This is a genomic window from Sphingomonas sp. ABOLH, from assembly GCF_003951715.1.
Lineage (GTDB): Bacteria > Pseudomonadota > Alphaproteobacteria > Sphingomonadales > Sphingomonadaceae > Sphingomonas > Sphingomonas hankookensis_A.
Map to the genome: position 1 here is coordinate 1 of NZ_QQWV01000016.1, position 12,629 is coordinate 12,629.

Annotated in this window: 8 protein-coding genes; 2 read left to right on the top strand and 6 right to left on the bottom strand. The window is 65.4% G+C overall.

Features of this window, described 5'->3' with window-relative positions:
- Positions 1-351 precede the first annotated feature (351 nt).
- The 4 genes from CA237_RS09560 to CA237_RS09575 form a co-directional block, all read right to left on the bottom strand.
- Positions 352-2,517, bottom strand: a complete 2,166-nt coding sequence (locus CA237_RS09560) for a M3 family metallopeptidase (RefSeq protein WP_066691594.1) — start codon at positions 2,515-2,517, stop codon at positions 352-354.
- Between the two features lie 217 nt (positions 2,518-2,734).
- Positions 2,735-2,929 (bottom strand): hypothetical protein, encoded by a 195-nt coding sequence (locus CA237_RS09565; protein WP_066691596.1) that lies wholly within the window; start codon positions 2,927-2,929, stop codon positions 2,735-2,737.
- Between the two features lie 126 nt (positions 2,930-3,055).
- The gene (locus tag CA237_RS09570) at positions 3,056-6,025 is read right to left on the bottom strand and encodes a TonB-dependent receptor (protein ID WP_126013917.1); all 2,970 of its coding nucleotides are present in this window, start codon (positions 6,023-6,025) and stop codon (positions 3,056-3,058) included.
- 127 nt (positions 6,026-6,152) lie between these two features.
- Positions 6,153-9,191 carry a glycosyl hydrolase family 28-related protein gene (locus tag CA237_RS09575; RefSeq protein ID WP_066691657.1) on the bottom strand — a complete coding sequence of 1,013 codons (3,039 nt, stop codon included), beginning with the start codon at positions 9,189-9,191 and terminating at the stop codon, positions 6,153-6,155.
- 234 nt (positions 9,192-9,425) lie between these two features.
- Here CA237_RS09575 and CA237_RS09580 point away from each other — a divergent pair, with 234 nt between their 5' ends.
- A complete protein-coding gene (locus CA237_RS09580) occupies positions 9,426-9,920 on the top strand; it encodes a gluconokinase (protein ID WP_066691605.1) in 495 nt (164 codons plus the stop codon).
- A 120-nt stretch (positions 9,921-10,040) separates the two neighbouring features.
- Here the strand turns inward: CA237_RS09580 and CA237_RS09585 are convergent, their stop codons facing one another.
- Both CA237_RS09585 and CA237_RS09590 read right to left on the bottom strand, forming a co-directional pair.
- Positions 10,041-10,718: a FadR/GntR family transcriptional regulator gene (locus CA237_RS09585; protein WP_066691660.1), complete on the bottom strand. Its 678-nt coding sequence runs from the start codon at positions 10,716-10,718 to the stop codon at positions 10,041-10,043.
- Positions 10,719-10,745: 27 nt separating this feature from the next.
- Complete coding sequence (locus CA237_RS09590) at positions 10,746-12,098, bottom strand: gluconate:H+ symporter (RefSeq protein ID WP_066691608.1); 1,353 nt, start codon at positions 12,096-12,098, stop codon at positions 10,746-10,748.
- Between the two features lie 250 nt (positions 12,099-12,348).
- Between CA237_RS09590 and CA237_RS09595 the strand changes: the two genes are divergently transcribed.
- On the top strand, positions 12,349-12,597 hold the full coding sequence (locus CA237_RS09595) for a LuxR C-terminal-related transcriptional regulator (protein ID WP_066691611.1): 249 nt from the start codon (positions 12,349-12,351) through the stop codon (positions 12,595-12,597).
- Positions 12,598-12,629 lie beyond the last annotated feature (32 nt).

Consider the following 12,629-nt stretch of genomic DNA (forward strand, 5'->3'; position numbering starts at 1 on the left):
GCATGATCTCGACCTCACGCAGCTTCCCGATGATCTCCTCAGGCTTGTGCTTCTTGGCAGGCATGCGTCGTCCCTTCCTTGATCCAGACTGTCATAGTCGATGGACCACTCAGAAGGGGGCAGCTCAATTCCCTCTCCCAACGCCGTCATCCGCGGCCTGAGGAGCACGCTGCCACCCAACAAACATACTGTCAAGCATGCACGTATGTTACAAATAGGTGTGGGCTTTTGTCGGTTTCGGATTGGACTATGTGATGTTCTCGAAGCGCCGGTTCTATCGGCGCGACCGGTCGGCAGGCACCAGTCGCCGAAACTGGTGCCTGCCAAGGTCTATTTTTACGCGATACCTGATCAGCCGGTCGTCTTGATCCGCGACCCATCCGCGTTCAGCCCAAGGTCCTTCAACAACGGACCGACCTGCGGATCGGCGCCGTTGAAGTTGCGGAACATCGTAGCGTAATCCTCGGTATGCCCCTTCGACAGGATCATGTCGCGGAAGCGCTGCCCGTTGGCGCGGGTCATCCCGCCATGTTCCTCGAACCAGTTGAACGCGTTCGCGCTCAGCATCTTCGTCCAGCTATAGGCGTAATAGCCGGCCGAATAGCCGTTGCCCCAGATGTGCAGGAAATAGGTCGAGCGATAGCGCGGCGGCACGTTGGCGATGTCGAGTCCGGTGGCGGCCAGCGCCTGTGCCTCGAACGCATCGGGGTTCTGCTTGCCCTGCACCGCACTCAGCGAATGCCAGCTCATGTCCATCTCGGCCGCGGCCAGCGCTTCGCCGAACGAATAGCCCGAATTGAACGTCGCGGCGCGCTTGATCTTGTCCACCAGCGCCTGCGGGATCACCTGCCCGGTGCGATAATTGACCGCGTAGTTCGGCAGCACCTTGGGATCGAGTGCCCAATGTTCGTTGAACTGCGACGGGAATTCGACGAAGTCGCGCGCCGTATTGGTGCCCGAGATGCTTGGATAGGTCTGGTTCGCGAACAGGCCATGCAACGCGTGGCCGAATTCGTGGAACATCGTGGTCACGTCGTCGAAGCTGATGAGCCCGGGCTGTCCCGCCGCCGGCTTGGTGAAGTTGGAGACGTTGTAGATCACCGGCTTGGTGCCGAGCAGCTTCGACTGGTTGACGAAGTTCGACATCCACGCGCCGCCATTCTTATTGTCGCGCTTCCAGAAATCGAAATACATCAGGCCGACGGACGCGCCGTTCGCTTCGTTCACTTCATAGACCATGACGTCGGGGTGATAGACCGGCAGGTCGGTGCGGCGCTTGAACGTCACGCCGTACAGCTGGTTGGCGGCATAGAAGACGCCGTCGGTCAGGACCTTGTTGATCTCGAAATAGGGCTTCAGCTCGTCCTGGTTCAGGTCGTATTTCGCCTTGCGGACCTGTTCCGAATAAAAATCCCAATCCCATGGTTTCAGTTCGAAATTGCCGCCGGTCGCCTTGATCTGCGCCTGCAGCTCCGCCGCCTCGCGACGCTGTTCGGCGGCGACCGGGGTACCCAGCTGCTGCATGAACCCCAGCGCGGTCTTCGGCGTCTTCGCCATCTGGTCCTGCAACACGTAATCGGCCCAGGTCGCAAAGCCGATCAGCTTCGCCTTCTGCGCGCGCAGCAGCGCGATATCCGCGATCGTCGCGCGCGTGTCGTTTGCATCGCCCTTCGCCGCCCGCGTCCAGCTGGCCTTGAACAGTGCCTCGCGCGTCGCCCGGTCCTTGAGAGTCGCCAGTTCGGGCTGTTGCGTCGTGTTCTGCAACGTCAGCACATATTTGCCGGCCAGCCCGCGATCCTTGGCCGCAGCGGCCGCGGCGGCGATCTCGCCCTCGGACAATCCGGCGAGCTTTGCCTTGTCGTCGACCACCAGTGCGCCAGCCTTCGCCGCCGCCAGCAGCTTTTGCTGGAACGCCGTCTCCAGCGTCGAGAGCTGACCATTGTACCGGCTGAGCGTCGCCTTGTCGGCCGGCGACAGCTGCGCACCGGCCCGGACCATCCCCTGATAGGTCAGGGTCAGCACCTGCAGCTGTTCGGCGTCGAGGCCCAGCGTCCGGCGCTGGTCGTACAGCGTCTTCACCCGCGCAAAAAGTGCCGGATCGAGGTTGATCGCATCCTGATGCGCGGCGAACACCGGCGCCAGGTCGGCCTGCGTCTGTTGCAGCGTGTCGTCGGTATTCGCCCCGACGACGCCATAGAATGCCAGGCTGGCACGTTCGAGCAGGCGTCCCGACCGCTCCATCGCGGCGATGGTGTTTTCGAACGTCGGCGCGCTACGCGCCCGGGTGATCGCATTGATCTCCGCCCGCTGTGCCGCCATCCCGGCGAGCAGCGCGGGTTTGTAATCGGTGCTCTTGATCCGGTCGAACGGCGGCGCTTCGAACGGCAAGGTGCTGGCCTTCGCGAAGGGGCTGGACGCCGGCAGCGCGGTAGCGGGCGTCGCCGAAGGCGCAGTGCCTTGCGCGAGTACCGTGGACGACATGAGCAGAAGCAAGGCGGCGGAGGCGAAATGACGCATCGAAGGTCCCATCAATCGAATATGCCCGCGGTGTGCACCCGGCGCGGCGTCGGATCAATGGGGTGGCAGGCAGTTGATGCTCCGGCTAAGGTGGATAAGCCGGTTTAGCGGCAACGGGCGCATTGGACGATAGGGCAAACGCCTGCCCATCCGGCCTCCGTGATGCTCTGAAGATTGCGACCGACGGGAGGACGCTTCGGCCCTCCCGTGGCCGGGTTCAGCGGCGACCGCGCAGGCTGTTCAGCACCGCCATGACGGCGACCCCGGCAAATGCGGCGCTGGTCCACGGCCGCGCCTTGGCGAAGTTCGTCGCCTTCTGCGTGATCGGGGCGTCGCCGGCAAAATGCTCCCGGAATGCGTCGGTCAGGCCGGTCTTGGGGTTGCTTTCGGTGACAGTCGTGGGGTCGGTCATGGAAACTCCGTCGATGCGCGAAAATGCGCGTCGTGCCGAAACGAGCGACGTGCCATAGCGCTCCCTCGCCAACGGCACGGTCGCGTCAGGTCGCGCGGATCGCGCGACCGAAGCCGGACTCCGGTCCTAGAAGTTGAACCGGATCCCGGCGCGATAGGTCCGCCCGAGCGTGTCGTAGAGCGCCGGGTTCACGTCGAGCCCGGTATTGGTCTGCGGCGACGGGGTCGGATCATTGTCCGCCACATTGTCGATCTTGCCGTACAGGACGGCATTGTCGGTAATCTTGAACGACGCGCCGAGGTCGAGATAGAATTCGCCCTTCATCTTGTTGAAATTGACCGTGTTGTAGTTGCCGGTCGAAACCGGGCAGTTCGTCTGGCAGACGACATAGTTGTTATTGAACACGCCATCCGAGAACCAGCGTTCCTGCACCGTCAACGTGAAGCGGCCGCTGTCATAGGTTTGCGTCGCCAGCCATTTCCAGTCGGGGATGGCGCCGCTGTTCGCGCCGGCATCGTCCCGCTTGGCGACGCCCGCGATCCCGGCATCGACGATGAAATCGCGGACATGGGTGCCGAGCGCCCGGACGGTGAAGTTGCCCGGCAGGCCCAGCGGCTGCCGCCATTGGTAGCTCGCCTCGAGATTGAAGCCGCTCGTCTTCCACGATGCCAGGTTGAACGGCTGGACATTGACGAAATTGCTGCCCTGCGGCCCGTCGAGCTGGAACCCGCCGCAGAAGGTCTGGTCGCCTTCGAAGCAGAAGCGCACGATCTGATCGGGCGAGAGGCTGGAGACGACGCCGCTCAGCTTGATCTGGTAGTAATCTACCGACAGGCTCAGCCCCGGCAGCCACGACGGCCGTGAATAGACGATGCCCAGTTCGGTATCGCGCGCGGTTTCAGGCTTCAGATTGGGGTTGCCGACCGTGTTCTGGAACACCTGCACCGCGACGTTGCGGAACGGATCGTTGAAGCTCGGCAGCGTGGTGACGGTCGGCGCGGCGAACAGTTCCGACAGGTTGGGCGCACGGACGTCGCGCGACGTCACCGCGCGCAACGTCAGGCCGTCGAGCGGCGTGTTCCACGTACCGCCGACCTTCCACGCCCAGATGGTCCCCGAGGTGCTGTAATCGGTCAGGCGCGCGGCGGCGTTCAGGTTGGCGCGCCCGGCGGCGTCGCTGTCGAACAGCGGCAGATCGACTTCGACGAACCCTTCGAGAACGTCGTACTTGCCGGTGCCGTTCTTATAGTTGCCGGCCGCCCAGTTGCTGCCCTGCGCCGAATTCAGCAGCGGGTCGGCGGGATAGAGGGCATTGTTCGGGCTGACCGCCGCGACTCCGGCGCCATAGGCGTCACCGCGCACCCGATAATATTCGCGGCGATATTCGCCACCGAATGCGACCGACAGCGGCCCGGCCCACAGGTCGACCGGCTGGCCGGAGAAGTTCAGGCTGACGACATCCTGCTTCAACGTCGTGCGCTGGAGCGGCCCCGCCTGCGGCATGATATAGTCGAGCGCCGCCTGGCTCGGCCGAAAATTGCCGAAGATGTTGATCGGCTGGCACCCCAGCGCGCGGGCGCGTTCGTCGGAGCAGACGATCGCGCCGTTCAGCACCACCGCATTGGTCGCGGCGACATAGCGGGGCTGGAGCACGATGCGGTCGACATCGATCGCGACCTTGGTCGTGCCGTGCTGATAATAGGCGTCATAGGTCCAGCCGGTGCCGGCCAGGTCGACCTTGCCCTTGGCGCCCACGACAAAGCGATACTGGTCGCGGTCGGTCTGGACCAGCTGGTTGGGCAGCTGCCCATTGCTCGACCCGAAGTTGAACGACGTGATCCCGGCAGCGGCACAGCGATCGCGGATCAGCTGCGGCAGGAACGGGTTGGCGCACTGCACGGTCAGATTGGGACGGTTATAGCCCGGGCTGGGCTGGTTGCTGGTCTGCACCTGCGCGATGTTGACGGTCGCATAGACCTCGTTGGTCGCGTCGAGGTCGTAGCCGATCCGGCCATAACCGTTGATCCGTTCCAGCTTGGACTTGAGCGACGCGCTCGACCCCGGCGCACCCGACAGGTCGCCACCGACGCAAAAGCTGTTGCCCGGATAGCAGTTCGACACGCGACCATTGCCCAGCGGCACGCCGCCCGAACCATAGTTGAAATTGACCGGCGTCCCGTTCGCGTCGAACGCAATCCCCTGTAGCGGGCCATTGTTGATCAGGCCGTATTTCGCGTACTGATAGGGTTGCGCGAAATCGGAATAGATGAACTGCGGCCCGGGTCCGTTGGTGATGCCGGTGTTGAGCAAGGTCGAGGCGCGATGCCAGTCGCGACGACCGGCCAGGTCGATGCCGTAATTGCCAGGCCCCACCCCGCCCTCATTATCATATTCGCCGCTGACGATCAGGTGCAGCCGGTCGCCGAACAGCGACGTGCCATAGGCGGCCTGCACCAGCGCGGTCTCGTCATCGCCATAGGTGGTGATGCTGCCCAGCACATTGGCCTTGAACCCCTTGAACCGGGTATCGGTGATGAAGTTCACCACGCCGCCGACCGCATCCGAGCCATAGGACGCCGATGCACCGCCATTGACGATGTCGACCCGCTTCACGAGCAGCTGCGGGAACATGCTGATGTCGGGCACGCCGGTGACGTTGGCACCAACGACGCGCTGCCCGTCGAGCAGGGTCAGCGTCCGGATCGGCTGCAGGCCGCGCAGCGAGAAGGAGCTGAGGCCCTGCGTCCCGCTCGACGTGCTGAACGTGCCGGTCGATGCGCCGGTCGATCCCTGCAGCGAGGGCAACTGCTGGATGGTGTTGAAGATGTTGGGCTGGGCGTTGTTGGCGATCTGCTCCTCGCCGATCACGGTGGTCGGCGTCGGCGCATTGAAGCCGTTGGCGACGATGCGGCTTCCGGTGACCACGATCTCGGACGAATCCCGGTCCTGATCGGCAGCGGGAGCCTCCTGCGGCGCAGCCGTCGCGACATTCGCACTATCCTGTGCGACGGCCGGCGATGTGCCGAGGACGAAGGCCAGTGCGAACAGGCTCGTCGCAGTTCCCAGGCGACGGTGATCCGGCGAGAAACGATACATGATCCAACCCCCAAGTTCATGGCCGGTCCGTCAACTTTTCAGCAGCAGACCGTTGAATCAGATGTAGCGGATACTGTTCGCGCTAACATCTACGACCATGGTCTTGGGTATTGGCAATCAGCTGTCGTCAGGGACGGGCAGAGTAAAGCGCATGGTGGGTCAGGATGTACAGTGTCCGCTTATCCTCTCCCCCAAACAATAGCTGGAGCGGACGGTCGGGAACGTCGATGCGGCCTACCTCGACACCTGCGGCGTCATAGACGAACACTTGCCCATTCGCGACATAGACGCGGCCATCGGGACCGGCCGCCACGCTCTCCCCGCCGCGCGGGGCGAAGGGTTTGAGGTCGCTGACCGCCCCGCCCGCGCCCAGCAAACCGCTATAGGTGCGGTTCTCCGACGCGTTGATGACGTGGATCCGGTCGCCGACCTTGCCGGTGATCCAGCCATAGGTGTCGAGCAGGTCGGAGAAACGCCAGCCGAGATGGTTGGCCGGCCCCTGCTGCCACACGCGCCAGGCGGGCAGGACCAAGCTGCCGTCCGGCGAGACATATTCGCGGGGCTTGGGTGCGGCCATGTCACGCGCGAACATTTCGGGCAGCGTCGTGAAATGGTCGCGCGCCGGATCATATTGGTCGCGGAACTCGCCATTGTTCCAGAAGCTGCCGGGCAGCGCGACGCGGGCGCTGCGTCCGCCCCGTGCAGCTGTCGGAGCGATCGGGCGAACCGCGTTCGGCGTCTTGGGATCGATCGCATAGACCGTGGTTTCGGGTCCATCCGACGACATCACCAGCAGGTCGCTCGACCCGTCCACCGCCAGATTGATCGCGTCCAGCGGCGCGTCTGCGACGACCGACAGCCGGTCCCGGTCGCTCCAGCCATGAATGCGCTGGAACTGGCGGTCGATGAAATACAGCTTGCCACTCTGGTCCACCGCGCCGCCACCGATCGAATAGAATCCGTCCGCCAGCTTGCTGACCGGCGCCATCGTCGCTGTGGTCGGGATCGTCCCGGTCGCATCGGAGATATCGAGCACCGCGAATTCGCGCTCCCGCACGCTTCCGCCGCGCGTCACGTCGGTCAGTGCATTCTCGTAAGGGAATTTGCTCGCCCGCAAATAGGTGCCGCAGCCATTGTCGTCGCAGGTCGCAAAGCCGCTTTCCGCGTTCACATGGACGTTGCGGAAGCGGATATCGGTCGACCCGTACAGCTTGACCGCCGCCGGGGCGGGCTGGATCGATCGGGTGACGCGATAGCCGTGGAAATTGGCAAACAGGATGTTGCGCGAATTGCGCACCTCCAGCGCGACGGCATTGCGGCTCTCGCCCGCTTCCTCCTCGGTCTGGGGTGCATAGAAATTCCAGTTGCGCACGCCATCGAGCACGATCTCGGCACGGGCGTGATGCTCGGCTGACATTTCGTACACATGGCCCGGCGTGCTGGTGTTCGACACGTACAGCCCGGCATGGGCATAGGTATTGGGCGTCCACAGCCCGTTGAAGGTGCCGCCGCCATTGTCGGTGACCCACAGGCTGGAAAACTGCCCGTCCCACCGCTTGGTCACATCGGCGTCGGCGGTATGGTTGGGGTTATAAGGTTCGAACCGGCTGCCATCGGCCAGCGTGGTGCCGTGCCCGCCCTGGAACTTCACATCGTCGACCAGCGAACGTTCGCCCGCCCGCCACAGCATCGCGGTCGCGCGTGGATTGACGCCGCCGGTGAACAGCCCGACGCCGCTGACGATCGCATCGCCGCCCTTCGCACTTTCGATCAGCGCCTTGGGCGAGCCGACGTCGCGGTAGTTCGGCAGGTCGTCGGGCAGCACGATCTGGGTCAGCCCGGGATGCAGGCCGATCAACACGGTATCGGGGCGGAGCTTCAGCGTATGGGTGACGCGGTAGAAGCCGGCGGGGAAATAGAGCACGCGGTTGCGGTCGATTGCCCGCTGGATCGCCTGCGTATCGTCGGCCGTGTTGTCGCCCTTCACGCCCAGCGTGCGGACATCGACCCAGCTCGACACCGGCGGCAGCGCGCGGATCGCCGGGTCGCGACGCTTGGGCAGGCTGGTGATCGGGGCAGCGTCGAAGCGCGTCTGGTAGCTGCCCGGCTGGTTCAGGCCGTCGACGGTCAAGCCATGGGTGAACTCGCCCACGCGGTAGCGCGCCCCCTTCCCCGCCACCGTGCGGCCGCTGTCGCGAAACCGGGCGAAGGTCGGCGTATTGCTGGCCAGCGCGCCGGCAAATCCGATCTGGGTGAAGACGCTGCCTTCGTTGCTGATGACGACACCGGCCTGCGACACATTTTCGAACCGGACGTCGCTGCCCCACAGGCGGTCGCTATGGCCCCGGTCGATGTCGATGCCGACCGGCGTATTGCGGATCAGCGTGTTGACGAGAGTGAAGCTGGCGTCATGTTCGCGGATCGCCGCATCACGCTGTCCGTCGAAGGTCGAATCGAGCAGCGTGTACTGCCATGCCGGCGACGTCTTTTCGGCGAGGATGCCATAACGCCCGCCGAAGAAGCGTAGGTCCATGCCCAGATTGCCGACCTGATACACCCCGGCCAGCGCCGAGCCGAGGCGGAAGTCGATATGCGCCAGATAGGTGTGCTGGGCGGTATGTTGCCGTACGCCGGTCGCCGCCGGATTACCCTCGCCGATCTCGAAATCGACGTTCGACAGCGCGGAATAGAAGGTGCCCGAATTGGCGTCGGCGATGCTGGCGTCGAACGGCACGCTGTTCGGCGGCGGCACCGGGACGGTCGGCGTGCCCTTGATCGGATTGCCCCAATTGTCGAGCGTCACCCCGCGCGGATTGTTGCCGGCGAACAGCACCATCGTGCCGACGCCGCGCTGGAAGCCGGGCGTATTGGCCGCGAGCATCAGCACCGGCCGCGTTCGTCCCACGCCGAACACGCGCACGCCCGGCCAGATGAACAGCGTGCGGGTGATGCGGTATTTGCCGGCGGGCAGGAACACGATCCCGCCGCCGGGCTTCGCCGACGCGGTATCGATCGCCTGTTGGAGCGCGGCGCTGTCGTCGGCGACGCCATCGCCCTTCGCCCGAACCGTGACGGCGCGGGGATCGTTCGGCGCACTCTGAAACACCGATGGTCCCCGCGTCGGCTGGGCGATGGCGGCTGCACCGACGGGCAGCGCGGCGAGCATGACGCCGCTCCAGATCGAGAATGCCAGTCTGCCCATCGAAACTTCCTTTCCGCTCTATCATTATCGGCCTTAGCACTGCACAGCGCCTGCGTGACCGCGACCAAGGTCGTGGTGGTCAGCACGCGCCGAAGCGGGCAGCACGCACGAACGAACCCGGCCGGGTCGCCAGCAAGGACGAATCACCTGTCATCGCCCCCGCCCCGCGTTGCCCTGCGCCATAGTGCCATCATCGTCATGGGCGTGTGCGGTTGCGGCAAGTCGACGCTGATGCGCAAGCTCGCGGATCGGCTGAACTGCGTGGGGTTCGAAGGGGATGCGTTCCACGGTGAGGCGAACGTCGCCAAGATGCGCGCCGGCCATCCGCTCGACGATGCCGATCGCTGGCCGTGGCTCGACCGGCTCGGCAGCGCGATCGGCGATGCGGTGCGCAGCGAGGGACAGGCGGTCGCGGCGTGTTCGGCGCTGAAGCGGAGCTATCGCGAGCGGCTGGAACAGGCGGCGGGGGTGCCGCTGCTGTTCGTGCTGCTCGACGGCGAGCGGGCCGATTTCGCGGAGCGGCTTGGGCGGCGCAAGGGGCATTATATGCCGCCCAGCCTGCTCGACAGCCAGCTTGCCACGCTGGAACGGCCTGCGGTTGACGAGAGGGCGGTGGTGCTGCCCTGTTCGTGGCCGGTCAGGCGGCTGCGTGATGCGGTGCTGGGTCGGGTGCGGAGCGAGGCTGCGATCTAACGTTCGATCCAGACGTCACCCCAGCGAAGGTTGGGGTCCCGCTTGCTGCGGCGGGCGGAGAAGAAGCGGGACCCCGGGTCAAGCCCGGGGTGACGTTGGGGTCGGGCGGTTCGATCCCCCCTACGGCATCAACCGCTTGCGCCCCTGCGACAGGTGCCAGCGCATCGCCAGGGCGGCACCGTCGCCGTCCTGCGTGCGGATCGCGTCGACGATAGCGTCATGCTCCTCCATCATCGCCTCGATCACGTGCGGCGGACGGGCGCGGGAAATGTCGACGCCGGCGCGCAGGATGCGCATCACGCCTTCCTGCAACTGGTCGAAGATCGCGACGAAGGCGTCGTTGCCGGTCGCCTCCGAAATGGCGCGGTGAAGCTGCCAGTCCTCTTCATGCGCCGGCGCGCTCGACAGCAACGCGCCGCGTAGTGCCGCCAGCCGCTTCTCGATCACTTCGAGGTCGTGGTGCGACCGCCGCTGCGCCGCCAGCCGTGCCGCCTCCGCCTCGACCACGAAGCGCACCTCATAGGTGCCGAGCGTCGCGGCCAGTCCGTCGAGCGGGACATGCGCGCCCAGCCGCTCGGACGGGCGCCGCTTCACATAGGAACCGGCGCCGCGCCGCGCCTCGGTGATGCCATCAGCGGCAAGGCGGACCAGCGCCTCGCGCACGATGGTGCGCGACATGCCGAACATTTCCGCCAGCCGCGCCTCGGACGGCAGCCGGTCGCCGGGGGCGAGGTCGTCCTCGTCGATGATGCGGACGATCGCCGTATAGGCGCGATCCGCCAGTCGTTCCCCCGTCACGCGCTTCCGTATCTCCATTGCATCCGGTCAGACGATGTAGCTCAACCCTGCGACCATGATGAGTCCAGCGACCGAAATCACGGTCTCCAGCAAGGACCAGGTGCGGAACGTATCAGCGGTGCTGGTGCCCATATAGCCCTTCACCAGCCAGAAGCCCGGATCGTTGACATGGCTGAAGAACACCGACCCCGCGCCGATCGCCAGCACGACCAGTTCGGGCGAGGCGCCCGAGGCGGCGACGACGCCCGGCATCACGCCGACCGCGGTGATGGTGGCGACCGTCGCCGACCCTGCCGCCAGGCGGATGCCGACCGCGACCAGCCATCCGAGCAGCAGCGGCGAGATCGGGTACATCATTACCAGTCGCGCGAGCAGGTCGGACAGGCCGGCGCTGACCAGCACTTGCTTCAATGCCCCGCCCGCCCCGATCGCCAGCAGGATCGCGCCGGCCGCACCCATGGTTTCGTGCCAGATCGATTCTTGGATCGCCGCTTCGCTCAACCGCCGCCCGAACAGCACCGGCAGCGCGACGAGGTTGGCGATCAGTAGCGCCAGCACCGGGTTCGCCGCCGCCGCAAGGATCGCCGAATCCACAAGCGCCGGGACCAGCTTGGCCAGTTCGCCGCTGGCGATCAGCACGATCGGCAGCAGCACGATGAACAGCGCACTGGCGCGCGACGGGGTGACCAGATCGGTCACCGGGTTGCTCAGTACCGGTTCGGTCAGCCGGATGCCGGGTGTGACGAACCGGGCCAGCACCGGGCCGGCGAGGATCGCGATCGGAATGGCGATCGCCACGCCATAGAGCATGGTCAGGCCGAGATTGGCGCCCAGCGCCTCGACCGCAAGCAGCGGTCCGGGATGCGGCGGCACCAGCGCATGGACGACGCCCAACCCCGCAAGCGCCGGCATGATGAGCCGCAGCTTCGCCGCATCGCGCTCCTCCGCCGTCGCTCCGCTCGCCATTTCCTTGGCGGCGGCGACCACGATCGGCAGCAGCAGCACCAGTCCCGTTTCGAAGAACAGCGGCAGGCCGATGACGATGGCGATGCCCAGCGTCGCCCATGGCGCGGCGCGCGGGCCGGTGAGACGCAGCGCACTGGTCGCCAGCGCCGATGCCGCGCCCGACAGATGCAGCATCGCACCGAGCGACAGGCCGAGCGCCACCACCAGCCCGGTGCCGCCGATGATATCGCCGACGCCCTTCTGAACCGCCTTCGCCGTGTCGATCAGCGGCAGTCCGGCAAACAGGCCGACGGCGAAGGCGCCGCACAACAGGCCGATAAAAGGATGCAGCCGGCCACGCACGATCAGGATGATCGCCAGCGCGATCCCGGCGATTGCCGCCACCGCCAGCCGCAGGTCGTCGCCACCCGTCATTCCGCCCCTCCACGCACATTCCGCTGCGTCATCACACCCTCCCCATGGCCCTCGCTGTTGCGCGAGTTGTCCAACAGATCAAACCGACTTCATTGAAAAAACCGCTTGAACAAAGCAGTTATAGTCAGACATACTCAAACCTGTCCAACCGATTCCGGACCAACCGGAACGTAATGGCAGGATCTTCCGGCGGCTTTGCCCGCGCGTCAGATCCGTATGACGAGGGAGAGAGAGCAATGAAAGGGCAGCAATGGTAGCGCTCGCAACCGCACAGCCATCGGCACGCGACGTCGGCACCCGGGTGCGACTGACACCGACCGAGGCAAAGGTGCTCCACGGCGTCCGTTCCGGACAGTTCAACAAGCAGATCGCACACGACCTGGGCATCGCCGAGGCGACGGTGAAGGCGCACATGACCGCGCTGATGCGCAAGCTGAACGTGCAGAACCGCACACAGGTGGCGATCGCGGCACAATCGCTGGTGCCGCACACCGCCTGACCCCTGCCCGGTACGGGGCCGATCCCTGCACC

What these genes read in the sequence shown, in the direction of transcription:
- CA237_RS09560 (WP_066691594.1), bottom strand. Translation starts at nt 2,517, where the DNA reads ATGCGTCATTTCGCCTCCGCCGCCTTGCTTCTGCTCATGTCGTCCACG.
- CA237_RS09565 (WP_066691596.1), bottom strand. Translation starts at nt 2,929, where the DNA reads ATGACCGACCCCACGACTGTCACCGAAAGCAACCCCAAGACCGGCCTG.
- CA237_RS09570 (WP_126013917.1), bottom strand. Translation starts at nt 6,025, where the DNA reads ATGTATCGTTTCTCGCCGGATCACCGTCGCCTGGGAACTGCGACGAGC.
- CA237_RS09575 (WP_066691657.1), bottom strand. Translation starts at nt 9,191, where the DNA reads ATGCTCGCCGCGCTGCCCGTCGGTGCAGCCGCCATCGCCCAGCCGACG.
- CA237_RS09580 (WP_066691605.1), top strand. Translation starts at nt 9,426, where the DNA reads ATGGGCGTGTGCGGTTGCGGCAAGTCGACGCTGATGCGCAAGCTCGCG.
- CA237_RS09590 (WP_066691608.1), bottom strand. Translation starts at nt 12,098, where the DNA reads ATGACGGGTGGCGACGACCTGCGGCTGGCGGTGGCGGCAATCGCCGGG.
- CA237_RS09595 (WP_066691611.1), top strand. Translation starts at nt 12,349, where the DNA reads ATGGTAGCGCTCGCAACCGCACAGCCATCGGCACGCGACGTCGGCACC.